Source organism: Mesotoga prima MesG1.Ag.4.2, from assembly GCF_000147715.2.
Taxonomy (GTDB): domain Bacteria; phylum Thermotogota; class Thermotogae; order Petrotogales; family Kosmotogaceae; genus Mesotoga; species Mesotoga prima.
In genome coordinates this window covers 1,441,396-1,466,398 of sequence record NC_017934.1, presented here as the reverse complement: position 1 = coordinate 1,466,398, position 25,003 = coordinate 1,441,396, and the positions used below count along the sequence as shown (strand labels likewise).

27 protein-coding genes are annotated in these 25,003 nt (G+C 44.8%); 10 read left to right on the top strand and 17 right to left on the bottom strand.

Annotated features, from left to right (window positions below):
* Positions 1-8: 8 nt before the first annotated feature.
* Entirely contained in the window at positions 9-2,123 is a 2,115-nt protein-coding gene (locus THEBA_RS07015) for a hypothetical protein (protein WP_014731021.1), read from the bottom strand.
* A 345-nt stretch (positions 2,124-2,468) separates the two neighbouring features.
* Between THEBA_RS07015 and THEBA_RS07010 the strand changes: the two genes are divergently transcribed.
* The 3 genes from THEBA_RS07010 to THEBA_RS07000 all read left to right on the top strand — a co-directional run bounded on the left by THEBA_RS07010 (position 2,469) and on the right by THEBA_RS07000 (position 5,095).
* Positions 2,469-3,518 (top strand): acyltransferase family protein, encoded by a 1,050-nt coding sequence (locus THEBA_RS07010; RefSeq protein ID WP_041928111.1) that lies wholly within the window; start codon positions 2,469-2,471, stop codon positions 3,516-3,518.
* Positions 3,519-3,659: 141 nt separating this feature from the next.
* The gene (locus THEBA_RS07005) at positions 3,660-4,619 is read left to right on the top strand and encodes a hypothetical protein (protein WP_014731019.1); all 960 of its coding nucleotides are present in this window, start codon (positions 3,660-3,662) and stop codon (positions 4,617-4,619) included.
* Positions 4,616-5,095: a hypothetical protein gene (locus tag THEBA_RS07000; protein WP_014731018.1), complete on the top strand. Its 480-nt coding sequence runs from the start codon at positions 4,616-4,618 to the stop codon at positions 5,093-5,095. Before THEBA_RS07005 ends, THEBA_RS07000 begins: the two co-directional genes overlap by 4 nt.
* Before the next feature lie 2 nt (positions 5,096-5,097).
* Here THEBA_RS07000 and THEBA_RS06995 read toward each other — a convergent pair whose 3' ends face one another.
* The 14 genes from THEBA_RS06995 to THEBA_RS06930 all read right to left on the bottom strand — a co-directional run bounded on the left by THEBA_RS06995 (position 5,098) and on the right by THEBA_RS06930 (position 17,548).
* Positions 5,098-6,198, bottom strand: coding sequence for an ArsR/SmtB family transcription factor (locus THEBA_RS06995; RefSeq protein ID WP_236609248.1), 1,101 nt, complete (start codon positions 6,196-6,198; stop codon positions 5,098-5,100).
* A gap of 127 nt (positions 6,199-6,325) precedes the next feature.
* Positions 6,326-7,120, bottom strand: coding sequence for a zinc transporter ZupT (zupT, locus tag THEBA_RS06990; protein ID WP_014731016.1), 795 nt, complete (start codon positions 7,118-7,120; stop codon positions 6,326-6,328).
* A gap of 134 nt (positions 7,121-7,254) precedes the next feature.
* Positions 7,255-7,794 (bottom strand): 2-oxoacid:acceptor oxidoreductase family protein, encoded by a 540-nt coding sequence (locus THEBA_RS06985; RefSeq protein WP_014731015.1) that lies wholly within the window; start codon positions 7,792-7,794, stop codon positions 7,255-7,257.
* On the bottom strand, positions 7,791-8,543 hold the full coding sequence (locus THEBA_RS06980) for a thiamine pyrophosphate-dependent enzyme (protein WP_014731014.1): 753 nt from the start codon (positions 8,541-8,543) through the stop codon (positions 7,791-7,793). Before THEBA_RS06980 ends, THEBA_RS06985 begins: the two co-directional genes overlap by 4 nt.
* A gap of 9 nt (positions 8,544-8,552) precedes the next feature.
* Positions 8,553-9,611 (bottom strand): 3-methyl-2-oxobutanoate dehydrogenase subunit VorB, encoded by a 1,059-nt coding sequence (locus tag THEBA_RS06975; RefSeq protein WP_014731013.1) that lies wholly within the window; start codon positions 9,609-9,611, stop codon positions 8,553-8,555.
* 10 nt (positions 9,612-9,621) lie between these two features.
* Positions 9,622-9,846 (bottom strand): 4Fe-4S dicluster domain-containing protein, encoded by a 225-nt coding sequence (locus THEBA_RS06970; protein WP_014731012.1) that lies wholly within the window; start codon positions 9,844-9,846, stop codon positions 9,622-9,624.
* On the bottom strand, positions 9,843-10,514 hold the full coding sequence (locus tag THEBA_RS06965; RefSeq protein WP_014731011.1) for a nucleotide-binding protein: 672 nt from the start codon (positions 10,512-10,514) through the stop codon (positions 9,843-9,845). Before THEBA_RS06965 ends, THEBA_RS06970 begins: the two co-directional genes overlap by 4 nt.
* The gene (gene buk, locus THEBA_RS06960; RefSeq protein WP_014731010.1) at positions 10,511-11,596 is read right to left on the bottom strand and encodes a butyrate kinase; all 1,086 of its coding nucleotides are present in this window, start codon (positions 11,594-11,596) and stop codon (positions 10,511-10,513) included. The genes THEBA_RS06965 and buk (THEBA_RS06960) overlap by 4 nt, the downstream gene beginning before the upstream one ends.
* A complete protein-coding gene (locus THEBA_RS06955; RefSeq protein WP_014731009.1) occupies positions 11,596-12,495 on the bottom strand; it encodes a bifunctional enoyl-CoA hydratase/phosphate acetyltransferase in 900 nt (299 codons plus the stop codon). The genes buk (THEBA_RS06960) and THEBA_RS06955 overlap by 1 nt, the downstream gene beginning before the upstream one ends.
* Positions 12,492-13,547, bottom strand: coding sequence for a butyrate kinase (buk, locus tag THEBA_RS06950; RefSeq protein WP_014731008.1), 1,056 nt, complete (start codon positions 13,545-13,547; stop codon positions 12,492-12,494). Before buk (THEBA_RS06950) ends, THEBA_RS06955 begins: the two co-directional genes overlap by 4 nt.
* A gap of 12 nt (positions 13,548-13,559) precedes the next feature.
* Positions 13,560-14,789: an aminotransferase-like domain-containing protein gene (locus THEBA_RS06945; RefSeq protein ID WP_014731007.1), complete on the bottom strand. Its 1,230-nt coding sequence runs from the start codon at positions 14,787-14,789 to the stop codon at positions 13,560-13,562.
* 221 nt (positions 14,790-15,010) lie between these two features.
* Positions 15,011-16,234 carry an NAD(P)-dependent malic enzyme gene (locus THEBA_RS06940; protein ID WP_014731006.1) on the bottom strand — a complete coding sequence of 408 codons (1,224 nt, stop codon included), beginning with the start codon at positions 16,232-16,234 and terminating at the stop codon, positions 15,011-15,013.
* Positions 16,235-16,245: 11 nt separating this feature from the next.
* On the bottom strand, positions 16,246-16,740 hold the full coding sequence (locus THEBA_RS06935) for a FumA C-terminus/TtdB family hydratase beta subunit (protein WP_014731005.1): 495 nt from the start codon (positions 16,738-16,740) through the stop codon (positions 16,246-16,248).
* Positions 16,730-17,548, bottom strand: coding sequence for a fumarate hydratase (locus THEBA_RS06930; protein ID WP_014731004.1), 819 nt, complete (start codon positions 17,546-17,548; stop codon positions 16,730-16,732). The genes THEBA_RS06935 and THEBA_RS06930 overlap by 11 nt, the downstream gene beginning before the upstream one ends.
* Positions 17,549-17,826: 278 nt before the next feature.
* Here THEBA_RS06930 and THEBA_RS06925 point away from each other — a divergent pair, with 278 nt between their 5' ends.
* Genes THEBA_RS06925 through THEBA_RS06910 form a run of 4 tightly spaced genes read left to right on the top strand, consistent with a single transcriptional unit; the run spans position 17,827 to position 20,258 of the window.
* Complete coding sequence (locus THEBA_RS06925; RefSeq protein ID WP_014731003.1) at positions 17,827-18,306, top strand: glutathione peroxidase; 480 nt, start codon at positions 17,827-17,829, stop codon at positions 18,304-18,306.
* Positions 18,307-18,786 carry a MarR family winged helix-turn-helix transcriptional regulator gene (locus tag THEBA_RS06920; RefSeq protein WP_014731002.1) on the top strand — a complete coding sequence of 160 codons (480 nt, stop codon included), beginning with the start codon at positions 18,307-18,309 and terminating at the stop codon, positions 18,784-18,786.
* Between the two features lie 13 nt (positions 18,787-18,799).
* Complete coding sequence (locus THEBA_RS06915; RefSeq protein ID WP_014731001.1) at positions 18,800-19,531, top strand: sulfite exporter TauE/SafE family protein; 732 nt, start codon at positions 18,800-18,802, stop codon at positions 19,529-19,531.
* Between the two features lie 10 nt (positions 19,532-19,541).
* On the top strand, positions 19,542-20,258 hold the full coding sequence (locus THEBA_RS06910; protein WP_014731000.1) for a protein-L-isoaspartate O-methyltransferase family protein: 717 nt from the start codon (positions 19,542-19,544) through the stop codon (positions 20,256-20,258).
* Between the two features lies 1 nt (position 20,259).
* On the opposite strand, the gene THEBA_RS06905 is transcribed toward THEBA_RS06910, so the two are convergent.
* Together THEBA_RS06905 and THEBA_RS06900 are read right to left on the bottom strand one after the other, a co-directional pair.
* Positions 20,260-21,321: an amidohydrolase gene (locus THEBA_RS06905; RefSeq protein WP_014730999.1), complete on the bottom strand. Its 1,062-nt coding sequence runs from the start codon at positions 21,319-21,321 to the stop codon at positions 20,260-20,262.
* A gap of 190 nt (positions 21,322-21,511) precedes the next feature.
* Positions 21,512-22,075 carry a hypothetical protein gene (locus tag THEBA_RS06900; RefSeq protein WP_148270005.1) on the bottom strand — a complete coding sequence of 188 codons (564 nt, stop codon included), beginning with the start codon at positions 22,073-22,075 and terminating at the stop codon, positions 21,512-21,514.
* Positions 22,076-22,181: 106 nt separating this feature from the next.
* Here THEBA_RS06900 and THEBA_RS06895 point away from each other — a divergent pair, with 106 nt between their 5' ends.
* From THEBA_RS06895 to THEBA_RS06885, 3 genes are all read left to right on the top strand, one after another.
* Entirely contained in the window at positions 22,182-22,940 is a 759-nt protein-coding gene (locus tag THEBA_RS06895) for an SDR family NAD(P)-dependent oxidoreductase (protein WP_014730997.1), read from the top strand.
* A 260-nt stretch (positions 22,941-23,200) separates the two neighbouring features.
* Positions 23,201-23,764: a DUF2202 domain-containing protein gene (locus THEBA_RS06890; RefSeq protein WP_014730996.1), complete on the top strand. Its 564-nt coding sequence runs from the start codon at positions 23,201-23,203 to the stop codon at positions 23,762-23,764.
* 186 nt (positions 23,765-23,950) lie between these two features.
* Complete coding sequence (locus THEBA_RS06885; protein ID WP_014730995.1) at positions 23,951-24,775, top strand: DegV family protein; 825 nt, start codon at positions 23,951-23,953, stop codon at positions 24,773-24,775.
* Positions 24,776-25,003: the final 228 nt, after the last annotated feature.

Genomic DNA, 25,003 nt, shown 5'->3' with positions numbered 1-25,003 from the left:
CCTTCCCGTTAAGGAAGGATATTTACCACTCCCAGCACGATAGCTGCCAGAGAGGAAATTACTGCCACAGTCAACCAGATGTTATTTGTTCTTCTCAGTGAAGAGATCTCTTGCGCCGTGGCTTCTCTAGATTGTTTTACTGCTTCTTCAGTTATTGTGATAATTTCCTCCCGGGTGACCAGTGTTTTTTCTAGTTCTTTCGTCAGAGTTGACAGCTGATCTCTGGTCTTTGCAAGATCCTCTTGGGTAAGCAGCAAGTCATCCTCGATCTTTTGAATCGCCTTCAGGTTGCTATCTATTGCTGCAACGGAGCCGTCGAAATTTCCCTTCATGCTGTCAAGACCCACAGATACTCCGACAAGAGAGTCTTCAAGAACCCCTAGTGAAAGTTCCAGCTCAGCTACTGAACTCCTTATTTCGGAGAGGTCTGCGTTGATATTTATGATGGCGTCGGATAACTCATTTATGGAATTTTCGAAGGTTTCGATCGATACTCCTTCGGGAGGAATAGATTCTCTCAAGGTTATCAGCTCGGAGTTGAATTTTACAAAGCCCCGTGACAAACTGTCGGCAATTTCCCTGAGCTGGAGTATCTCAGTTTCAAGTTCATCCATATTTATCTTGCCTGTTCCAAAGACACTGGTTTCGAGATTTCCGACCTTTTCCTCGAGTATTGGGATAATATCTTCTGCTGAAGAATAAAAGACTTCTAGTGAACTTATTCTGTCAGAGAGAATGCGAGTTGCAGATTCCGAAGCGGAAAGCCTGGCCTTGATCTCTTCAAAATCAGACAGAGAAGTTTCTGCGGCGATTACCCTCTTCTCAATGTCTGAGAAAGCCTCGGATAGTGATCTAAACTTCTCCATCTGAGAGAGGGCCTGTTCTGACACGTAGTCGGACAGTGCATCGACTTCAGCAGTTATTTCGGCGAGCAGCTCATTGTTTGTGCCGATGCTTTCGCTGCTAGTCTTCGCAGAGAGCTCTACAAAGTTCAAACGAGCTGTCAGACTGTCAAGTGCATCTCCAAGCTCATTCCTGACTGTGCTGATTTCTTCCGACTGCAACCCGATAAAACTTTTCATTTCTTGCAGTTCGTTTTCAGCAGCTGATAACGACGTAGTAATCTCGCCGATCTTATCGTTGATCGAAACAATATCTTCGGAATCGGATTGTTGAGGTATGATCTCGCGCAGACTCTTAACCGTGTTCTCCAGATTCTCTATAGATAACTGAAGGCCGGTCTGAGAAGCTTCCAGTGTCTCGATTTTCGAAATCTCGTCGCTCCATTCTGCTAATGATGAGTACAAGCGATCAAGCGATTCGCTTAGTTCTTCAAACTCGATCCTGGTAATGGGATTATCAACAACGGTTTCTTCAAGAGCGGTCAATCTGTTTTCTATAGTCATCGCGAACTCTTCGGTGTCAAAAGCGCCTTCATCAACCGCAGCTTTGTATTCGGCAAGTGCAACCTGTGTGTCAAGAAAGAGAGTGTTCAGTCTCCTGAATTGAAGATTAAGTCCCTCCACATTGTCCTGCAAGAAGTCGAGTCTATCGTTCAAATCGGAAATGCTAACGGTTAGAGAATCGTAGTTGTCGTTTCCTTCCACGTCAACTTCCGAAGCTGTCTCCTCCAAAGTTACTGGAGCCATCTCCACTACTTTGTCGGGCTCAGATGTCTTAACTCTCCAGGGAAGCAGAATCTGCTGGATTCTTATGTCCATGAAGTAGTCTTGCAGAGGTGTCTCTGATGTGAGTACAAGAACTCCTCCAGAAGGCAAAGAAAACGGTAGTTCCACGGGAGAGGTGAGATCTTCCACTTTATAGATTTTGAAAGCCACTCTAGAGTCGTCTTCACTGTTGATTATTACAACGTTGTTGATTTCGATATCCATCACTCTGGTAGACCTGACAACGAGTATGCCCAACAGATTTTGACCATCCGAAAATCTAATTTCGGAATCGGTAGCAGCATAAGTTGGAACGAAACGAGCATCGAAACCCGCTCCTGAAAAAGATACGAAGTCTTCGCTCTTCAACAAAAGGTTGTTGAACAACTCGTCGAATTGTTGAGCGAATGTTATACATGAAATAACCACTACCGTCATCAGAATGATCTTTTTCATATATCACACCTCCTGCCAGATGGCCGCTAAACTCGTGGATTTTTATTTCGAGAACTATTCGTATTGCTTTACTAAGTTTCAACTCCGCGAATTCCTTATATAGATAAGTATATCAATGGCGGCGTTATAATTCAGCATTGTGTGACTTTGGAATTGTTGTAACCGGGTCAGTTAACCTTTCTTTTGTTTCTCTCCAATATTAAGGAAGACAGGGGATATTTCGGAAAATGATAGCCACTGATTGGCTTCCGATAACCGTGTCACGCATCTAAAGAGAAGTACCTTGAATGAATCCATATCGCCTGTGTTATACTGACTATGAGATTTTGTGCGGGGTGTTTATTCTTGTCGAGACGTCGGATTGAGGGCCTCACTTCTAGTGATGAAAGAGTTGTCTGGATAGATGTTGCCAGAGGCTTTTTGATGGCGCTGGTCGTTATGTACCATACGCTCCCTCCGCAGATCGCTGCTAATCTCATTAACCCTGCAGCATGCACCTTCTTTTTTCTTTCCGGGCTTATATCTAGGGATATACCGCTGAAAGATAGTATATCTAAGAGATTCAAACAGATCATGATTCCGTACTACACCATGGCTTTAGCAAATACCGCTATTTGGCTTATAGCAAAAGCAATAGTGCCGAGGCAAGAGATGAATTTCACTTTGGGGTCTGTGATAGCAAACGTCTTAACTGTTAGGACGGCGGTTGGCATTATTCCTTTGAACATAATTCCTCTATGGTTTCTCCCCGCCGTCTTTGTCATGGAAATATACTACTCGCTTCTGAGAAGGCTTAGAATACTGATTGTTGGGATCACCATAGGTTTTGTTTCCATGTACTTTTTTTATGGATCGCTTCCATTCAAACTCGATGTAGCGCTTGCCGTCCTTCCTTATTTTGCGTTGGGTAAGTTTGTGAGATCCCGCGATCTTTTTTCAAAAAGGCTTTCATTTCTTTTCACCGCATTAGCCTGTAGCCTTTATATAATTACTTCTGCCTTTTGTAATGAAGTTTACCTGATGGAGGACTATTTCGGCACTTTGCCATTCCTTTACGTTATTGCTGCCCTTATTGGAATAATCGCCGTTTCCGGACTCTCTCAGATTCTGCAGAAAAGCAAGGCTGTGAGGAATGTTCTGTCGCTATTTGGCAGGAGAACGCTTTTTGTTCTTGGCTACCACATCGCAGCGGGGTTTCTCGTTTATCCTCTCTTCGATTTGATTGGCGACCCAATAGAGATCATGGAAAGATTCTGGTTTGCTTACTGGATTATCAACATGGGTGTTCTTTATCTCATGATAAGATATATTCCAGAGCCAGTGATAACGGCCCTTTCAGGCAGTTTCCTCGCAAAATGGCAAAGAAATCCCGAAAAGCTTACACACGGTAAATGATCGGACGGTTTTTCGCGAGTGTCCCTACTGTTGCAGCTCGTATTCATAAAAAGCGTCGGTGGTTGTCAGTACTTGTTTGAACCGCTTACAATCGAAAAATGGTATTATCCTATTTGAAGGTATGTTACAGGAGGGATTCCTATGCTTTTTCTGCTGATAGTCGTGGCGATTTTGCTTGGCTATGTTGCATACAGGTTGATATTGAGAGAGGGAGGTATCTTTCTAGGTCCCTACGCAATCAAGTTTCGAAAGGAGCCGGGTCCTGAGGATTATCTGCGTCGCTTGAAGGAACTACAGCAACGCAATCAGGACTTCGAAAGCAGGCTTGTCCTCGGTGCTGCGACAAGCAAGTTTCCGGAGAATCTGGAGTTCTTCAAGCTTGCGATGGACAAAGTGTTTTCCGATCTAAGAGATGCTAAGAGCGAGAAGGAAGTGGAGGAAGTCTTTCTTCGAGGGGAAAGACTATTGAAGGAGTTTGGGGCTGCTTCTAGCACAAATTCCATAGGAGTTGTCACTGAGTATTCAAAGAGGCTTGTTCAAGCTCAGCAGGAGTTCTACTCTCTGAGAAAGGAAAGGGATATGGAGCTCGAGCGTAAGCGGTACGAGCGTAATGAGGAGATTCTGAAAGAGCTTGAAAGTGTTTTGGAAGGAATTAGGGCTTCAAATGATGAAATGGCTATAAGGGATGAAATGAACAATGCGGCAAGACTGGAGACCGGGCTCGACTTATCTATTCTAGATGAAGGTCAGAACGAGAGGTATCGAGAAGTGAAGAACGGGTTCTACAGGATGGCTGAAGAAAAAGTCGAATCTCTTAGAAGCGCAAGATACGCCAGGTATAATAGGAAGGCTGTAGAGAGATTGAAAAAGCTTATTGATGAATTCTCCGAAAACGAAAAGGAGCTGTCCAAAAGTGGGAGTTCTCTTCCCGTGATTCTTAAAGAGAGAATTGGATCTCTCAACACTTCGTATTTTGATGGCCCTACCATGCAGTATTTTAATTATGTTTATGGTTATATCTTTTCTCTCATAGACGAAGATCTGAAGTTCGAAGTTACAAGAATCATGACGGAAACGGAAAAGGATGCGTTAGAAGTATGAGCGATGAGAAACGTATTCAACTTAAGAATCGGGGCATTCAACTTCATTCCAGCTTTCAAAATGAAAGAAGAGAAGCAGCTGAAGAAAAAGCAGATCTTAGAGATGCTCTAGAATTATATGATTTTTCTCTAAAATCGAGGGTTGTGTCTGGCTATTCGGTTGAGAGTCTGGTTTCACTGAGCAGCATAAAGAAGATGTGCGATAACCTCGAGAAAAAGCTCGATAGGCAGCAGAAGAGCTTTAGGCCACATAGTGTTGTAATGAAGGGGGAATCGGTGACACCGGTTGAAATAATTCTCAAAGAGACTCCGTTGAAACAATGGTATACAACGGGGAAGACTCTGGGGAGTCTTGCATCGATCGGTGCCAAGGTTGCTCTACAGCTTCTCAAGAACCAAAAAGATGAAAAGTCATTCAGGAAGCTCCGCTTGCTCGAGATAGAGATAATGCATCGTAAGCTGAACGAAGATCATTAGTCTTAGCTCGATTCAAGAAGATCTTCAAGTGCCCTAGAGATTTCTTGCCTCACGATTGCTTTGTCGAGTGTGAAATACGTTACCTGGTTCGCTTTTTCGGCTAACACCATACCGGCTTCGCGAAGGATACCTATATGTTCCCCCACCTCATAGTTGGAAAGGTTAAGCGCTCTCGCCAACTCGTTCCCAGAAGATCGTCCCGCCGAGAGGTATCTTATTATCGCCAATCTCTTTTCGTGTGCAAGGGCATCGAAGGTTTCCGCTGTTATTTCCAGGGCCTCTTTAGGAATTGCCATTACTTCTTTGAAGCGAAAGCCGATGGTGTACATATCTTCTTTTACAAAAGGGATACTGGCGTTTGAAATAAGGAATTCCGAGAAATAACTGGGACAGATAACGGTCCTCTCAAGTACTTCATTACGAGTGTAGTCGATGTTTTTTATAATTGCCCTAAGAAATTTCTCACCTGAATCACTAATTTCCCTTTCGATTTCATTGACCGCTTTTGAATGAATCTTTGCTATTCTAGGTTCTATTGTCGAGAACACGTTTTCGTAGAACCACTCCAGTAAGTAAAGTAGATCCTCCTTTGTTCTTTCAGGGTGAGACAACATTTCAAATAGGATAGCCTTCCTTTCGATCGAAAATGACATATCGTTAGATACGAAGAGAAGCATATCTCTATCATTCTTCATAATTTTGTCGAAAGCATCCATATCGATAGTGCCCATTCGAGGTCCATAACCCGAATAGATGAAGTGAATTAAAAGAACTCTTTCAGGCATCTCTTGAACAAATTCGATCAACTGACTGGCACTCTCGAGATTTGAATGGGTAATATCTGGAAGAAGGCACATTCCAAGAAATGTTTCCCAGTCGAAAAACTCCTTCAGTTTTTCTACAATATCGGAGGTCAATAATTCCCTTGTTTCTGTTACCCAGGTCTGTATGTTCCTGTAAGGTTCAAACTTTCCCTTGAACTGCGGAGAAGCGAAGAGCTCGAGGAATCTGTCGTTGTTGTTCAATCTGAACATACCGTGAAGAAGGTCGCAGGCCGTACTTGACCGAACTTCCACTTTGTTTAACCAGTTCAAACGAAGCACCTCCAAAGCTTGGGAATTTCGCATATTATTGTAACACTTATTGAACCGAGCGAATCACAGAGCGACCACAAAACCGCGTCAAGCAGTTTCACATAGAATAGCCAGATGTAGTTATATGATTGGCAATTTACAGTAGTAGCAAGCTTATTGCCATAAGACCCATCCCCGCTATCAATCCCGAGATCGACAGATGGTGTTTACCATACTTCTCTGCCGAAGGCAAAAGCTCATCAAGAGAAATGTAAACCATGATTCCCGCGACACCGGCAAATATAACGCCAAACGCGATCTCGTTGAACAGAATGTTAATCAAAGAGAAGCCGATCAAAGCGCCTGCAGGTTCTGCAAGACCGGAGAGAAACGAATACAAGAAGGCTTTTTTTCTGCTACCCGTTGCATGGTATATCGGAACAGCTACAGCTATTCCCTCTGGAATGTTATGAATAGCTATGGCAAACGCTATCGGAATTCCAAGAGAAGGCTCCTCTAAGGCAGCTAGAAATGTTGCTAGCCCCTCTGGAAAATTATGAATGGCAATTGCGAGGGCAACGAAGACGCCCATTCTCAAGAGAGTCTTACTGCTTGCTTCCATTTCGTCGACGTCTCTCATTTCGTGAGGATTCTCTGCCTTAGGCACGAGAAAGTCAATCAGTGCAATAACACCTATGCCTCCAAAAAAAGCAATCACATTGACCCAGTTGCTTATGCCATCTCCCATAGCCTTCTGGAGAGATTCACCACTCTTGACAAAGATCTCCACGAACGATACGTATATCATTATCCCGGCCGAGAAGCCTAGTGAAACTGAAAGAAATTTCGTATTGGTTTTCTTTGTGAAAATTGCAAGAATACTACCGATTCCAGTGGAAAGGCCCGCAAAAGAAGTTAGAAAAAGCGCTGTCCAGAAATTTTCAAGTTCCATTTCAGTCCTCCATAGAATACCTTGCCAAGATTATACATCCAGTTTGGGAACCAGCGCTCTAAGTATTTGAATCACGTGAGCGAGCATATCAGCGTAACAAGGACGTACCCGAAGGTACGCCCCATTATACGAGTTCAGCTTACTGATTTCATCCCTTCTTCAATTGCCTTAATGTTCAGGTTTACAAGAGCAGCTTTACTTCCGGTAAGTTTCTCTTCTAGCGCTTTTTTTACACCTTCAAGAGTAACTGCGCCCGTCTTTTGGAGATATGCTCCAAGAACAACCATATTGGCTACTTTCAGATTGCCCAACTTCTCAGCGATAGCGTTAGCATCTACTTTTATTATGGAGATGTCATCTCTAATCGTATCTCTGTCAACAACCGACGTGTTTATCACCATCAGTCCATCAGACTGGATCTCTTTCTCAAACTTTATGAGAGAGGGAATATTCATAATAATCAATTCATTTGGCGTGTTTGTTATCGGAGAGGCGATAGGTTCATCACTTACAACTACGGTACAGTTGGCCGTCCCTCCACGCATCTCGGGGCCGTATGAGGGTAGCCAGGTTGTGTGCTTGTTGTCGAACATCCCAGCCGTTGCCAGAATCTGTCCGATCAACATAACTCCCTGTCCGCCAAATCCCGCTGCTATCAGAAGATGTTCACTCATCTAATATCACCGACCTTGTCGACAAATACACCTTCTGGGTATTCTTTTTTCATGTTTTCGTTTAGCCATTTGATGGACTCTATCGGGTCAAGCCCCCAATTTGTGGGACAGGTTGATAGAACTTCGACCAACGAGAATCCCAGGCCCTTCTTCTGCGCAATGAACGCCTTCTTTATTGCAGCCTTCGCCTTAATTACTTCTTGAGGCGAGCTTACGGAAACTCTTTCGAGATAGACTATTCCTGCGGTCTCTTTTAGTAACTCCGAGACATGAATTGGGAAACCCTCAGTCTCAGCTTTTCTTCCGTACGGTGAAGTTGTCGTCTTCATTCCAAGGAGGGAAGTAGGGGCCATCTGACCTCCCGTCATTCCATATATCGCATTGTTAACGAAGATCGTTGTGATCTTTTCACCTCTGTTTGCGGCGTGAATGATCTCAGCCGTTCCAATTGCGGCGAGATCTCCGTCGCCCTGGTAAGTGAAGACCATTTTCTCCGGCATTGCCCGTTTCATTCCAGTTGCAACTGCCGGAGCTCTTCCGTGGGGGGCAACCGTACCGTCAATATCGAAGAACTCGTACGCGAAAACTGAACATCCAACTGGAGCAACCATAAGAGTCTTTCCCTGAATATCCAGTTCATCGATGACTTCCGCTACGAGTCTATGAATAATGCCGTGGTGACATCCTGGGCAATAGGAAAATTCCTTCTCAGCAAGCGATTTGGGTTTCTTGTATGTCGCTTTTTCCATATAATCACCTCATCCTATAAGTCTGACGAGTTCCCTGAAGACTTCGTCAGGTGTCGGGACCATTCCGCCAGTTCTTCCGTAGAAATGCACTGGTAAGCTTCCCTCAACTGAAAGACGAACATCCTCTACCATTTGACCCGTTGACATCTCTACAACTGTGCAGAACTTCTTTCCCCTTGCGGCCTTTTTCAGCTCATCATATGGAAAGGGCCAAAGAGAGACCGGTCTGAAAAGTCCAACTTTTATGCCCTGTTTTCTTGCCGTCTTAACAACGCTTCCAAGAATCCTTCCCATAGTTCCATATCCAACAAGAATATAATCGGCATCTTCAAGGTCATGAGTCTCGAAACGGATTTCTTTTGATCTAATCTTTTCGTAGACCTTGTGTGTTTCAGTATTCATCTCTTCGAGTCTAACGGGATCGATATCGAAAGAAGTAACTTTATGAGGTTCTCTTCCATCAGCGCCTCTTAACGCCCAGCTTGAATGATCGTTGATTTCCTCGAGTTTGACAAACTCTGGGAAGACAACTGGCTCCATCATCTGACCAAGCATTCCGTCGGCAAGCATCATAACCGGGACTCTGTAATTGTCCGCTAGTCTGAAAGCAGTTTCCATGAGATCAACAGCTTCCTGAATACTCCCCGGCGCTAGAACAATCAAGTGGTAATCGCCGTGACCTCCGCCTTTGGTGGACTGGAAGTAATCGCTCTGGGCAGGCTGGATATCACCAAGTCCAGGGCCACCTCTGACAACATTTACAAACACAGCCGGCAACTTCGCCCCGGCAATGTAAGAAACACCTTCCTGCATTAAACTAAAACCCGGACTGGATGTGGATGTCATAACCCTGTGACCCGTACATGCGGCGCCGTAGACCATATTTACTGCAGCAACTTCACTCTCGGATTGAAGGAAGACGCCATCGACTTCTGGCATCCTTCTCGCCATGTATTCTGTAAATTCCGACTGTGGGGTAATGGGATAGCCAAAATACAATCTACAACCGGCTCTTACTGCAGCTTCAGCCATTGCCTCATTCCCTTTTACCATAATCTTTTCAGCCATAATCTCCCCCCTATACCTCGGCCGTTTCTTTGAAGACGGTTATTGCTGCATCTGGACACATCATATAACAGAATCCGCATCCGATACAGTTTTCGAGATCATGCAGCTGAGCAGGACGATATCCTTTGCTGTTGAATTTGTCCGAAAAGCTCAGTACTTTCTTCGGGCAGAAGTTGATGCATAGGCCGCAGCCTTTGCAACGCTCTTCGTCAATCTTCACGAAGTTTTTGCTCATTGTTCTACCTCCCATGGATTCAACATATATTTCTTAATTTCAAGCTGCTCAAACAAGCGCGGTTCTCTATTCAAGCCATTCATGACAACCGTGAAAGCTACAGGAACAGAAACTTTTTCGGACAGTTGTTTCACGAACTCCTCACCCTTGTCGATCGTCTCTGAGATCGTTTCGGGACCAATGTTGGTGTTGTTCACAAGGTAGTTGATTTTCATCCTCGACTTTTCTTGAAGTCTGAAAAAGTGAGAAGCGGCGTTCTCTACGGTGTCATTGAATGGCCTAAAACGATTTAACACGTAAAATGTTTCACAGTTGTCATACGGAAGCCTTGAGCTCAGTGAGGATAGGACGACGGCACCGTCATCACTTCCTCCAACGTCAAGGACAACCCTGAACTCTGGGTTCTCTACATAGCCGAAAATCTCCGGAGGAATTATTGGCAAATCCGCGTTTGCCAATTTTCCTTTTGGAGCGATGATCTTTATTCCGAGCTGTTCAAACGAGTCTCTCATATCGCGAGATCTATAGTATGGGCTTACAGTATCAATGTCTGCAAGCGCGACCCGTTCTCCCTTTTTTGTGAGTAGCCTGGATACGTTAAGCGCAATTTCCGTCTTTCCGCTTCCAAACATCCCCATGAAGATAAGGATCTTTTTAGTGAAGTTCACGATTTCCCCCTGTATTGTTTTGCTTTCTCGCTTCCTTCAAGTACTCTCAAACACGCGACGGCAAGAGATAGCTCTTCGTTTCCACCTGGAACAACGTTTATGGGTGCGATAAAGCTCAGTTTCTCTGTCAACCACGGAACCATAAATCTACTATCATAAGCTATTCCGCCGGTTATTATTATCGCATCCACTTCGCCGGATAGTGCTGCTGCCATTCTTCCTACCCACTTAACAATCTGGTATGCCATTGCCTTATAAGCTAGTTCAGATTCCCGATCTCCGTCTAGTATTGCTTGCTGAACTTTCTGACAGTCACTGGTCCCCGTATAAGCCATGAGGCCGCCTTTTCCCTTTATTAATTTTCTGATTTCATCCTTGGTATATTCATTAGAGAAACATAGCTTTATCAAACCAGTGAGAGGGAGAGTCCCCGCTCTTTCCGGGCTGAACGGCCCGTCTCCATTTAGAGCGTTGTTTACATCGACCACCCTTCCCCTTCTGTGAGCACCGATGGAAATCCCCCCGCCCATATGAACTACAACGAAATTCATCTCTTCATATTTCTTTCCATACCTTGATGCTACTTCCCTTGCAACTGCTTTCTGATTCAAAGCGTGAAATATCGATCTCCTCGTATAGTCCGGATGTCCCGAAAATTTTGCGACTGGTTCCATTTCATCTACTACAACCGGATCGGCTATGTAAGCCGGGATTCCCTTTCCGCTTTCGAGTGAAAGCTCGTTTGCCAGTATTGCTCCAAGATTAGACGCATGTTCACCGTATTTTGCCAATCTAAGGTCTTCTATCATTTCTTCGTTTACCGCGTATGTACCACCTTCGAGAGGGCGGAGCATCCCACCTCTCCCGATGATTGCATCGATTTCCGAGAGCGGGTGCTTCACTGATTCCAAGAACCTTACAATTAAGGCCTTTCTGAATTCACGCTGCTCATATAATGAAGGAAATTTACTCAGTTCGTCAGGCGAGTGTCTGATCGTATGCTCACCGATCATCTCTGAATCTCTGAATAGAGCCAATTTTGTTGAAGTCGAGCCGGGGTTGATAACCAAGACAACCGACATCATATCACTCCCGCAAGAAGGACGTTTAGAGCTATCGAGTACAACTTAGTTTCCGCTGAATCTGCACGCGAAGTGAGTATTATCGGAGCTTTCCCCCCAACTATAGTGCTTGCTAATTGACATTCAGAAAGAAATGCCATGGCTTTATAGAAGATATTACCTGCTTCGATGTCGGGCATTATCAAGATATCTGCATCGCCCGCCACTGAACTGGAAATCCCCTTGTGCTCTGCAGCTTCACGTGAGATAGCGTTGTCTAGAGCAAAAGGGCCATCAACATCGACAGATCCAAGCTGCCCCCTCCTTGCCATCTGTGAAAGAATCGCGGCCTCAATAGTTGCGGGCATTTTTGGGTTGACAGTCTCTATTGCCGCGAGAACTGCAACCTTCGGTCTTTTGTTTTCCAGCGCTCGCGCAACAGAAACCGAGTTGATTATTGAATCGGCTTTTTGATTGAGATCAGGAGCGATAACCATACCTGCATCTGTTACAAGTAGCAGCTTGTGGTATCTCTTTATCTCGAAAACAGTTACTAGATTCATTGTTCTTCCGGTTTTGAGACCAAACTCATCTTTCAAATAGATGCCTAGAAGTTCCCCGGTCTTGACATTGCCCTTCATAAGAATCTCTGCATCTTTTAAGGAAACGGCCTTTACTGCCTTTTCAATTGATTCGATTTTTGTGGAACAGTGGACTATTGTAAAGCCTTCAGAAAAGCTAAGCTCATTGTTTATTTCCTCGATTTTCTTTTTTTGACCAAATAGAATGAACGATGCAATGCCATGCTCTGCAGCCTCTTTAGCCGCGGCCAGAACTATTGAGTCCTCAGCTGCTGCAATGGCAACTGTCTTTGGGTTATTCTTAGCTTGATCTATGAGTTGTGAGAGATGTGGAATCACATCGCCACCTCCGGATCAAAAGTTCTTGCCTTTTCAGTTCCTTCCAGTACTCTCTTTGCTCCTAGAGCAAGAGAAAGAAGCTCGTTTTCGCCAGGTTCTATGACTACCAGCGCGAACTTCCCAATGTATTCTTTAATCTTTTGGACGAATTCAGTATTGTATGCCATCCCACCGGTCAAAACAATTGCGTCGATCGAACCACCAGCTACAGCAACCATTCCTCCGATCTCTTTCCCAATCTGATAAGCCATTGCGTCTACAACTAGAGCTGCGTCGTCATCTTCTTTTGCAAATTCCAGCGCCTTTCTTAGATCGTCGGTTCCAAGATAGGCGAGAAGTCCGCCGAATTTTAAGTATCTGTTGAGAAGCTCCCTTTCCGAGTATTCTCCCGAGAAGCATTTTTCCACTACATCACCTACTGGAAGCTCCCCAGTTCTGTTTGGGCTGAAAGGTCCCTCATCGGTTGCGTTGTTGACATCCACCATCTTCCCTCTCAACTGCAGGCCAACAGAGATACCTCCGCCCAGATGGGCGATTACCAGATTGAGATTTTGGACATCTCTCCCAAGATCAAAGGCTATTTGTCTCGCGGCAGCTTTCATGTTAAGCGCATGAAGTCTAGAGACTCTTGGAAGTTGAGGAAGGCCTGACAAACGAGCCTCTTCGCACAACTCGTCGACGGAGATTGGATCTGTTATAAACACGGGAATCTTCCCTTCAGAGAGCCTTAAACCTATGGGAGCCGCAAGATTCGATGGGTGATCAATTGCCGAGCGATGAAGGAGAAAATCTACCATCTTATCGTTTACCAGATATGTACCGCTTTCCATAGGTGGCAATATGCCTCCTCTACAGGCAATGGCGTCAAAATCGAAAGAAATACTGCTTTCTTTTAGGAAGGATAGGATTTCCTCTGCTCTATCTTGAATGTCTTGACTTCGATCATTCCGAGACGAGAAGTGCTGAATCGAACCTCTAACAATCTCCTCTTCGTCATTGAAAACAGCTATCTTTGTTGAAGTTGAGCCGGGGTTTATAGCAAGGATCTTCATCTTTCCACTCCTTTAGAGAAGATTCTTCTCTTTGCCGTACTCCACAACGATCTTCTTCAGCCTTCTTACCCCTTCTATAATATCTTCTCTGGGAGGAAGACAGAAGGACAATCGCATCGAATTATTGCATGTGTTGTCCAACGAGAAGGCCTCTCCCGGGACAAAGAGTATGTTTGCTGCCTTTCCTCTTTCAAGCATTTCTGCCGTATCGAATCCCTCGGGCAGAGTGAACCATATGAATAGACCACCTTCCGGTTTGGTCCAGTGGAACCCTTCCATACTCCCAAAGCTTCTTTCCAGCTCAGCAAGCATTAGGTCCTTTTTCTCTCTATAAAGGGCTATCGTAGGTTCTATTTGGGAGAGCAAGTCATATCTCTGAAGATATCTCGCAGCTATTCGCTGTGTGAGACTAGGAGTACAGAGATCAGTAGCCTGCTTTGCAGTTACCATTTTCTTCACAATAGTCTTATTACCAACCACAATGCCAAGTCTTAGTCCGGGTGACAGTATCTTGCTGAATGTCTTCAGCAGCAATACCCTTTCCTGACCCCCGATCTTGAAGATCGGATCGATTGGTTTGCCCTCATACCGCAAGTCACCGTAAGGATCATCCTCAACTATGAGAACATCGTACTTATTTGCAATTTCAACAAGTCTCTTTCTCTTTTCAAGACTCATCGTTACTCCAGCTGGATTGTGGAAATTCGAAATGGTGTAGATAAACTTAACCTTGTTGAGTTCACCTCTGTTCTCTATCTCCTGGAGGTTTTGTTCAACTTCATCAATATCTGCACCGTCTTCGCGCAATGACATGTACACATGGCGATCTGATCTGAGAGAAAAGGCGCTAGCCGCCCCCAGGTAAACAGGCTTAGAGACGAAATATATGCTATCTTCATCCAGTAAGATCTTGCTAATCAGATCGAGCGCACTTTGAGAGCCCACTGTAACGAGCAGGTTGTCAACGTCGATTCCTTCTATTCCACTCTCTCTCTTTAGTAAAGATATATACTCTTCCCTGAGTATAGGGTCCCCCTCTGTTGATCCGTACTGAAGAGTGAGCTTGTATTCGTTTTCTAGAATCTCTTTAGATATTTCAGCCATTTCAAAACGTGGAAATGTGTCAGGATCAGGTACGCCTCCTCCAAAAGAAATCATACCTGGTTTTGAAGTAACCTTTAGAAGCTCCCTAATGACGTTGGATTTCATCCTGAGTGCGATTTTCGAGAATTTTTCGGTCACCGAGTACACCCCCTATCTATATTCGTTACTAAATTGCAAGCAACAACATGCCAACTGACGGCTTCTCGTGGAAACTCTCATTGAAAGTATATTACAGAGTATTTTAAGAAATCTGTGGAAAAGCCGCGAAAACAATTGCATGCAAAAACGTGCAGATATGCAATCAAATTCATATTTGAAAATCCCCAGCCGATCCAGGAGGTTCTCATAATGGAGCAACGTTAGTACCTCTTCAATCCTCTATCTATTAACTCGTCAAGATCTATGTTCCCAGACAGCCTCGAGCAACCTGATTCGATCGATGCTTTCGCTACGGCTAGGGCGACCCTTCTCGCAATGCCAGGCTCAAAGGGTTTCGGTAGAATATAGTCTGAAGAAAGATTTTCTTCAGGTACTGCTGAAGAGAGAGCTTTGGTCGCAGCTAGCTTCATGGCTTCGTTTATTTCTCTCGATCTGGTATCTAGAGCGCCTCTGAAGATTCCGGGGAAGGCAAGTACATTGTTTATCTGGTTTGGGAAGTCAGATCTGCCAGTGGCGACAATCGCTGCACCTGCGCCTTTTGCGAGGTCTGGCATGATTTCCGGTACAGGATTTGCCAATGCAAATACGATTGGATCGGGGGCCATTTGTCTTACCATTTCCGGTGTAAGAAGGCCTGCTACCGAGGTTCCAATGAATAGATCCGCACCCTTGACTGCATCTTCAAGATTTCCGCTGAGGTTTTCGGGGTTTATTTCTCGAACGATCTCTGAGTGAAACTCATTCAGAAGAGTACGAGAGTCTTTTCTGTTGAGAATCCCGTTCTTATCGACAGCAACAATGTTCCTCGCACCAGCGGCCAAAAGCATTTTGATGGTTGCTCCGCCGGCAGCACCGACTCCAACCGTCGCGATCTTAAGTTCTTCGATCTTTTTTCCAACTACTTTAAGCGCGTTTCGTAATGCGGCAACTGCTACTATTGCAGCTCCGTGTTGATCATCGTGAAAGACAGGAATATCGAGACTTCTCTGGAGCTCTCTTTCGATGAAGAAACACTTCGGGGAAGCTATATCTTCCAGGTTAATTCCTCCGAAGGTTGGAGCGAGAGCCTTTACAAAGAAAATGATCTCTTCCGCAGTATGGACATCTATACACAGAGGAAAGGCATCGACATTGGCGAATTCCTTAAAAAGAACTGCCTTTCCCTCCATTACAGGTAAACCAGCCTCAGGGCCGATGTCTCCGAGGCCCAGAACCGCCGTTCCATCTGAGACAACTGCGACGTAGTTCCACTTGTTGGTGTAGTCATATGCCAGTTCCTTTTTTCTCTCGATTGTGCGGCAAACGTCTGCGACCCCCGGAGTGTATGCCAAAGACAATGCCTCCATACTATCAACTTTCACCCTGCTTCTTACCTCAAGCTTTCCCCTGAGATCCTTGTGAAGTTTCAGCGCTCTTTCATTCACTAAATCACCTTCTATTCTAAAGAAAAGATATCCAGACCATTCTTGTCTGTTGCAACAATTAGCGGAAAGTCTTCGACTTCGATTTCATATATTGCTTCGGTTCCCAGATCTTCGTATGCGATGACTCGTAACGATTTGATCCTTTTTGATAGCGAAGCTGCAGCTCCACTCGGTGCAAGCAGGTAGGCTCTTCCGTATCTTCTGCACAGCGAGGTTGAGAGATCCGATCTCTTTCCCTTACCTATTGTAGCCTGAACACCCTGTTGAAAAAGCATTTCCAGAAAACAGTCCATCCTTATGGAAGTAGTAGGTCCAATAGCTCCAAAGCTTTCCTTGGTTGGCTTTGCCGGACCGGCGTAGAAAACCACTGCCCCCTCCAACTTAACTGGCAAAGGCCGGTCTTGTTCGTGAAGTTCTTTCAAACGCATCTGGGCCGCATCTCTCATAACCAGTAGCTTGCCTGTATAGTATAGTTCCTGACAGCAAACAAGATCGTCAATCTTCAAAGACCACCACTCCCCTTCTGCAGAGATAGCAGTCCACCGCAAGTGAAACTGGGAGAGTGGCGATGTGGGTAGGTGCAGTCTCAATACTCACTGAGTAGGCAGTAATACCTTTGCCAAGGCCTTGAAAACCGATCCCGAGATTATTTATCTCGCGGAGAAGCCGTTCCTCCAGCATAGCGTAGTAAGGATCGGGATTCGCCACGTTTATCTCTCTTGTCAGTGCGAGCTTCGAGAGAATCATCGACTTTTCCGAGCTTCCACCGATTCCGATTCCAATCTTCAACGGAGGGCAGCCCCTTGCTCCATTTTCCAAGACCGAGTGTACAATTGTATCTACAAGTTCTTGCTGAGTTGTCGTTGGGTTGAGCATGAAGAGTCTGGAAAGGTTCTCGCTTCCTCCCCCCTTCACCAGAAAACGAATTTCCAGTCTCTTCCCCGTCCGGATGAACGTGTGAACTACCGACGGGGTATTGTCGCCGGTATTTTCTCTATGATGAAGAGGGTCCTTTACAACTGAGTACCTGTAAGGATTACTTGAATATGCATTCCTTACAGCACGGTCGAGGATTTCTGAGATCGGTCTTTCAAGGACTACTTCATGACCCATGAATACAAAGAATTCGATAAACCCCGTGTCCTGGCATAAAGGCAGTCCCGACTCCTCCGAAATCACTGCGTTCTCCCGAAGGATAGCCGAAAATGGGCCAGTGTAGTCATTCAGAAAGGCCCTCGCCCGATTATCGAGAATGGTGTTTGCCTTAACAAGGGCTTCTTCGATTCTGTTTACAATCGTATTCTCATCTATCAAGAACTAACACCTACTTAAGAAAAATCTAGGAAACAGATATGATGATTCATTTATAACACTTTACCTACTCATTTGCCTCGAATACCCGGATGTGAGCTATATTTGTTGCAGTAGAAATCGATCAACTACAGATTTCGATGTAGAAGCTTTCAACACTCTTTTTTCGGCAGCTACCAATTCTTTCATGTCTCAAAAGGTGAAATGACTGAGAAGGCTTATTGTGCAAATTACTTGCATGATACAACTAAATAGTGTACAATAAGATAGGAGGTGAAGTAATGAGCATATATGACTTTGAACTGACTACTATTGACGGTTGGAACAAGTCTATGGAAGACTTCAAAGGTAAGGTTGTTCTGCTGGTAAATACTGCGAGTAAATGTGGATATACACCTCAGTATGAAGGCCTGCAACAGCTTTATGAAGAATTCAAGGAAAAGGACTTTGTCGTTTTGGGTTTCCCCTCTAACGATTTTCTTCGTCAGGAGCCCGGGAGTGATGAAGAGATAAAGACGTTTTGCAGCACTAACTTCAATATCACCTTTCCCATGTTTTCCAAGATTCATGTAAAGGGAAAGAACATTCATCCACTTTATGAGTACCTGACAAGTGGCGGAGGAAAAAAGGAGTTTTCGGGAAAAGTGAAGTGGAACTTCACGAAGTTTTTAATAGATAGAAATGGTGAGATTATTGGAAGGTTCGAACCAAAAGAGGAACCGGAGACATTTCGCTCTGCAATCGAGGAGGCGGTAAGGTGAATGAAGACTAACCCATCTGTTCCCAATGGAGAGGAACTTCTTAAACTTGACAATCAGCTATGTTTTGCCCTATATTCCAGTTCCCGAGGAATAACTAGATTGTACAGGCCTGTGCTTTCGGAGTTTGGTATTACGTATCCTCAATATCTGGTTATGCTTGTCCTTTGGGAAAAGGAACCGCTTACAGTTAAGGAGCTGGGAGAAAGGCTTTTCCTCGATTCGGGGACCCTTACTCCTTTGCTAAAGAGAATGGAAAAACTTGGCCTACTAACAAGAGAAAGATCTCAAGGTGATGAAAGGCACGTCATTATTGGATTGACCAATAAAGGCAAAGAGATGAGAGAAAAGGCTCTTTCGATACCTTTGAGAATTGCGAATCAGGTGAATATTTCCGAGGCCGAGTTCGCATCGCTTATGGCATCTCTCAGGAAGTTGATGAAGAAGATCGACATGGACGACTCGAAAGCTTCTTCACACTAGGAAATAAACCCAAATGACATTTTTGCAGATCGTCTTGATTTACCTTGCCGGGGTGGCAGCAGGTTTCATGAACGTTATTGCGGGAGGTGGCTCTATGGTCACACTCCCGTTGCTTATGTGGATTGGAATACCCCCTCCCGTTGCAAATGCGACAAACAGACTGGGAGTATTATTCGAAAGTGCCATTGGAATGAAGACCTTTCATTCATCGGGTATCAGACTTCAGAAATCGATCGTTCCGGCGATTGTGTTTTCTACAATTGGATCAGTAATTGGTTCTATGTTCGTCTCTAGTATTCCAAAGGATCTCCTGGAGAGAGTCATTGCGTTGATGCTTCTTGCAGTAGCAGTTCTAGTGCTTCTGAAACCTGGGAAACCGAATATTTCGAAACCTTCCCAACTACTTACAGCGCTGATCTTTTTGGGAGTGGGCTTCTATGGTGGTTTTTTGCAAGCAGGTGTTGGCTTCTTCTTGATTGGAGCAATAACTCTCACGTACGGGTATGATCTTGTGAAAACAAACTTCGCAAAGGTCGTAATTGTTTTTGTTTATACGGTGTTTGCTCTCGTTGTCTTCCTTTCAAAGGGGATGATATACTGGGTTCCCGGTTTGGTTCTTGCTGCCGGGAACGTTATCGGCGCATATTTTGCAGTGAAGCTTTCGATTAGAAAAGGAAGTGGCTTTGTGAGATGGATATTGCTGACAATTGTAATTCTAAATGCTGTGAAGTATCTCTTCTTTTAGGGGAAAAAGAATGAGAAACGAGATGATTGATCTTATAAGATACTTGAAGAAGTTGGGATACTTGAAAGACCCGCGAATAGAGGCCGCCATGATGGAGCTTGATCGGGCCGATTTCGTCTCTTCCGAAGTGCGCGACAGGGCATATGAGGACATAGCCCTTTTGAGCTTTGGCAGTTCTGGCAAAGTATGCTCCACTTCGACCCAACCGTCGCTTCTCGTGACGATGATCGAGGAGTTGGGAATGAGAGATGAAGATAGGGTGTTGGATCTGGGAACGGGAACTGGTTTCTGTGCCTGCATACTTGGGAAGATGGCAAAGAAGGGAAGTGTAATCACCGTAGAAAAGGACAGAGAAGTTGCTTCAGTCGCTTCGAGAAATTTCGAGCGCTATCGTATGAAAAACGTTCGCCTTGTGATTGGTGACGGACGGTACGGTTATGAAAGCGACGCTCCTTACGACAAAATAATCTCAACGGTTGCACTCTCGGGAATGAGTGAAGTGCTCTTCAGTCAGATGAAAATTGGAGGGAGGTGCGTATCTCCAATTTACAGGAGTTACATGGATACTCCTGTTTTCCTATTCGAAAGAACCGACGATACGACTTTGAAGGTTTCGGAGATAACCGGAGCCGTTTTCATGGTGGCAGAGGAGTCAGAACCGGATCCTATCTATCACAACAGAGAGTTCAGCCTCAGATTGACAGACGGAAGGTTTCAAATCATCTGAGTTAGTTGCTGGCTACCTTCCAGAAGATCTCAATTCCCTTTTCTATAACGGAGTCCTGAGGCAGGAACTTTGAGTTATGAAGACCATGGCGTTCCTCTCGTCCAGTGCCTAGCCAGAAAAGAACGGAGGGATACTTCAGAGCAATTACACCAAAGTCTTCACCTACGTATTTCATTTCCACAGGATTTACGTCGACCAGGCCGCAAAGCTTTTCGTAAAGGTCTTTGTCCACCTGAACTTGAGGATATTTCGATCCGATCTTCTGCTTGAACTCGAGTCCTCTACTTGAAGCAACATCTCTACCGAGCTCTTCGAGCTCGCAGATCGCCTTCTCCGAAAGCTCATAAGCTCTCGTTCTCACAGTTCCGTAAAGGGTGCAAGAATCGGCTACTACGTTTCTCACCCTTCCCCCTTCGATTAAGCCGAACCTGAGAACGGAGTCTCCTCTTTCAGCGGAGTAAACTCTCTGCAGGAAATCCATAGCTCCCTCGATAGCGTCTCTTCCCTTCTTATAAAAAGCGACATGTGCCGATCTTCCCGTGAAAGTGCAGTCCATTTCGAAGGCCGAAGCAAAGAGAACTCCGGGTCTTGAGTATACAGTCCCTTCAGGGAACTCATCGTTCACATGAAGTGCCCATGCCTCCTTTATATCGTACTGCTCAAGTGCAGGCATACATCTTTCTGCTCCGCCGCCCCCTTCTTCTGCTGGTTGGAATAGGAACAGGAGATTTCGCTTCAGGTTTGCGACAACCACTCTCTCGATCAGGCCAATGAGGATAGTCATATGAACATCGTGGCCGCAAGCGTGCATGAATCCCTCATGTTTGGACTTGAATTCTACTCCCGTTTCTTCGAATACCGGTAGAGCGTCCATATCGGCTCTGAAGAGAGTGAAAGGGCCGTCGGATTTCTTCCATCGCGCCAAAATCCCGGTATCCGATACCTTCTCGTAGGGAACATCGAGACGATCAAGAAGGCTCATTATATATGATTGAGTCTTAAACTCTTTGAATCCAATTTCCGGTATCTCGTGCAAGCTATGTCTAACTCTGATCAAATCCATATCGATGCCCCCCTCTGGAAATCTTAGTCATTGAGGTTCAGAAACAACTCCCTACCCATTGCATTAGGAGAATATTCGAGAAGAACGGGTTCTTTAACCAGGATTTGCACACGACGAATCGAGTTTGCCGCTTCACAATTATAAACAAAAAAGGCGCCTCATAAGAAGGCGCCTTTCTTTGAAGCCGAGATCAATTCAGTGCGTAATCCCAGAGTTTAATCAAAGTTGAATCTTCCGCGTAATCCTCTCCCATAAAAGTCTCCAGAGCAAAAGGTATATTCGGATCGATTATCCAGTACATTGACAGCTCTCCGTCTTCATTATAGAGAGAGACTTTCGTTCCAGTGTAAGTTCCATTCTTTCCCTGAACGGAATGCTGTCCTTCATATTTCAAAGTACCGAATCCATAGAGCTTTGTGTTCATTTGCTCATCGAGATCGATAGCATCATATATGAAAGTAAGCATCGGATTCAAGAATGTGAATAGCATCATAGAGAATTGCTGCCCGAACATCATATCTGCGGTGAGCTCTGTATCGAGCGGCAGAAAGTAGGTAGTATCGTAATTCAGGACGTACTGATCTTCATCCTTATCTATTGTCACTCCGTATAGCATTTCCTTCTGCTCTCCGTTCTCAAAGTACGTGATCTTGTTGTAGACGTACTTCACCGTAGAGTAGTCCTGCAACGGTATCCATGATGCGAAAACGCTCCCTACAAGAACAAGAATCAATAACATTGCCGCCTTCTTCACAATATCACCCCCAAAAATTCAGTAATGAAATTATACAACTTTCTTCGGCGAAAGCGAGCAAGAGTTTAGAGAGCTATAATAGCTGGAAAGAGTCTAAATAGCCGGGGTGATCAATTTGAAGAAAGCGTTAATTACTGGAGCATCGTCGGGTATCGGTGAAATATTCTCTTATGAACTTGCCAAACGAGGCTTTGGAACGGTACTCGTAGCGAGAAGATATGACCGTCTAGAAGCAATTTCAAACCGAATAGAAAGGGATTATGGCATCGTTTCAACTCCTCTAAAGGCAGACTTAACCAGTGAAAGTGATCTCTTGAGAGTCTCAGAAAGCCTAAACGAAGTTGACCTTCTGATAAACAATGCTGGGTTTGGAATGATAGGTCAATTTGAGGATTTGGAAACAGATAGAGAGATGCAAATGATCAACTTGAACATTGGAGCTCTCTACTACTTGACTAAGAAATATACCTTGTGCAGAGTAGGCATCGGCGGAGGAGTCATTAACGTGGCCTCAACTGCAGCTTATCTTCCTGTGCCTGGTATGGCGGTCTATGCAGCGACAAAAGCCTTTGTGCTGAGTTTCAGCGAGGCGATTAGCGAGGAGCTTAAGTCAAAAGGTTTCAAAGTGATGGTTTTGTCCCCCGGACCAACTAAGACTGAGTTCTTTGACGTTGCTTCGGGAGGCAGAAAGAAACTTCCCGGCTCGATGAGTCCCGAGGAAGTTGTTAGGAGAGCTCTTGATTCCTTTGAGAAAGGTAAGAGAAGTGTGGTAAGCGGAGTGATTAACAAGGTCATTGCAACGGGATCAAGACTCGTACCCAGGGCTGTCGCACTAAAAGCGGCCAGAAGGGCATTCGAGGACTAGCTGAAAAGACTTTCTCTTGTAAAGGTTCTATCCTTAACCTCCATGGTCGACCGCCTAGAAAGATTGAGACCATCTTAATCCTTCAGTCACTCTCTTTTGGAGAAGATGACACTTCGTCTTGACTGCCAGGCCAAGATAATTCCTATGGCAGTTCTGCATAAGGCCGGGACTCTAAGCGAACTATAAGCAAGGATTCTCAGGAAACTCTAAGAATGGACGGTTAGAATCTCCTCGAGATCCAAATAATGGAGGTATTGAATATGAAGAGATTGTTTTCAGCAATATTGATGGTTCTAATTATCGGTACGATGACACTGGCGAGCGGGCTAACCGCAGAGGAAGATGGAATTGTATTCATGAGAGAAGAAGAAAAGCTTGCCCGTGATGTTTACACAGTGCTTTACGAAATTTGGAACGTGAACGTCTTCAAGAACATCGCCGAAAGTGAGCAACAGCATACGGATGCTGTCCTTTCACTGATTGGTGAGATTGGTCTCGAAGACCCAGTCGGTGAAAACGACATTGGTGTATTCACCGATCCGGAGCTTCAAAAGCTTTACGACGAGCTAATTGAAAAGGGTAGCAAGTCTCTACTGGATGCGGTTGAGGTCGGTTTATTGATAGAAGAGATAGACATTGCCGACATCGAAGAACTTCTTGCAGGAGAGATTGGCTCGAGAACAAGAACGGTTTACGAGAACCTTCTTCGAGGGTCGGAGAGTCACCTCAGAGCGTTTCTCAGGCAATATGAGAAGCTTGCGGGAAGTTATTCTCCTGAAGTCTTGAGTGTTGATAGATTCAACGAGATTGTTTCTGCGAAATAGAGTTGCGATTTACCAAGATAGAAGAGAGCGGTTTCCCCGCTCTCTTCCTATTTATTATCAAGGAATAGAGGGATCGGCCGATGTTAAATGAACGGGATCAAAAAGTATTCCAAAACTCCGACTAAACATTGGATATTTCTCTCTATGACCTATAATTTAATTATCGGATCTGAGAGGAGGGGTACTGTGATCAAAATAGTTACGGACAGCTCATGTGATCTACCTATCGATACTCTAAAGGAGTTCGAGATTCCATTTGCTCCCCTGAACATTTTCGTTGAAGATCAAACGTTCAAGGAAGACATAGACATAACTCCGGAGGAATTCTGGCAGTCAATGAGCAAATCCCACGAGCTTCCGAAAACCTCTCAACCCTCCCCGGCAGACTTTGCAGGAATCTTCGAAGAGATTCAGAAGAAGGGCGATACTCCGTTGTGTATTACTATTTCATCCAAGCTAAGTGGTACTTACCAGTCGGCGGTTTTGGGCGCTGAAATGACAGGCAGCAAGGCGATTGTTTTCGACTCTCTTGCGGGGTCTATTTCTCATGGAATTCAAGTTTTGATTGCGGCGAGAATGGCTAAAAGCGGTGCAACCGTTGAAGACATTTTATCGGCGCTAAGAATCTACAGAGATAATGTGAAAATAATCATTCCGCTGGCAACTGTAGAAAACATCGTCAAAGGAGGACGCCTGAGTAAGTTCCAGGGAAGTGTGGTCAATATTCTCAACATGAAGATCATCCTGCATGGAGTAAATGGGGAGGTCAAACTTCTGAAGAAAGTGAGGGGAAACAAAAGATTCAGAGCGGCAATTATAGAGCTGATCGAGGAATCTGCAAAGACCGGTAAGAAGATCTTTGGCATAACACATGTTAACAATCTCGAAGATGCGAAATTCTTTTCTTCAGAGATAAGGAAACGTGTCCCCGACTCTGAAGTCATAATTGGAAAGATGGGGCCTGCCATTGCGACTTACGCCGGAGAAGGTGGACTAATACTTGCGTTGTGAGGGTCCGGATCGCTTTGTGTTCGACGCCCGGAACATCAGTTGAAAGAGCGGACTAATTTTCTTCGTTCTGCACTGTTGATAGCGAAGAGAGACGTGTCTTTCAGCGAAATAGCTGAAACATCAGAAACGCCCTTTTTGTTCAGTCATTTCAGCGGGTGAATTGAAACCCTCTGTATCCCTCTTTCAGATACAATTCTGAGTTAAACGAACCGCTCGCTCCGTGTTCCT

Bases quoted from the DNA above. Each gene is read 5' to 3' on its own strand.
- THEBA_RS07015 (WP_014731021.1), bottom strand. From the start codon at position 2,123: ATGAAAAAGATCATTCTGATGACGGTAGTGGTTATTTCATGTATAACA.
- THEBA_RS07005 (WP_014731019.1), top strand. From the start codon at position 3,660: ATGCTTTTTCTGCTGATAGTCGTGGCGATTTTGCTTGGCTATGTTGCA.
- THEBA_RS07000 (WP_014731018.1), top strand. From the start codon at position 4,616: ATGAGCGATGAGAAACGTATTCAACTTAAGAATCGGGGCATTCAACTT.
- zupT (WP_014731016.1), bottom strand. From the start codon at position 7,120: ATGGAACTTGAAAATTTCTGGACAGCGCTTTTTCTAACTTCTTTTGCG.
- THEBA_RS06985 (WP_014731015.1), bottom strand. From the start codon at position 7,794: ATGAGTGAACATCTTCTGATAGCAGCGGGATTTGGCGGACAGGGAGTT.
- THEBA_RS06980 (WP_014731014.1), bottom strand. From the start codon at position 8,543: ATGGAAAAAGCGACATACAAGAAACCCAAATCGCTTGCTGAGAAGGAA.
- THEBA_RS06975 (WP_014731013.1), bottom strand. From the start codon at position 9,611: ATGGCTGAAAAGATTATGGTAAAAGGGAATGAGGCAATGGCTGAAGCT.
- THEBA_RS06970 (WP_014731012.1), bottom strand. From the start codon at position 9,846: ATGAGCAAAAACTTCGTGAAGATTGACGAAGAGCGTTGCAAAGGCTGC.
- buk (WP_014731010.1), bottom strand. From the start codon at position 11,596: ATGTCGGTTGTCTTGGTTATCAACCCCGGCTCGACTTCAACAAAATTG.
- buk (WP_014731008.1), bottom strand. From the start codon at position 13,547: ATGAAGATCCTTGCTATAAACCCCGGCTCAACTTCAACAAAGATAGCT.
- THEBA_RS06925 (WP_014731003.1), top strand. From the start codon at position 17,827: ATGAGCATATATGACTTTGAACTGACTACTATTGACGGTTGGAACAAG.
- THEBA_RS06920 (WP_014731002.1), top strand. From the start codon at position 18,307: ATGAAGACTAACCCATCTGTTCCCAATGGAGAGGAACTTCTTAAACTT.
- THEBA_RS06915 (WP_014731001.1), top strand. From the start codon at position 18,800: ATGACATTTTTGCAGATCGTCTTGATTTACCTTGCCGGGGTGGCAGCA.
- THEBA_RS06910 (WP_014731000.1), top strand. From the start codon at position 19,542: ATGAGAAACGAGATGATTGATCTTATAAGATACTTGAAGAAGTTGGGA.
- THEBA_RS06905 (WP_014730999.1), bottom strand. From the start codon at position 21,321: ATGGATTTGATCAGAGTTAGACATAGCTTGCACGAGATACCGGAAATT.
- THEBA_RS06890 (WP_014730996.1), top strand. From the start codon at position 23,201: ATGAAGAGATTGTTTTCAGCAATATTGATGGTTCTAATTATCGGTACG.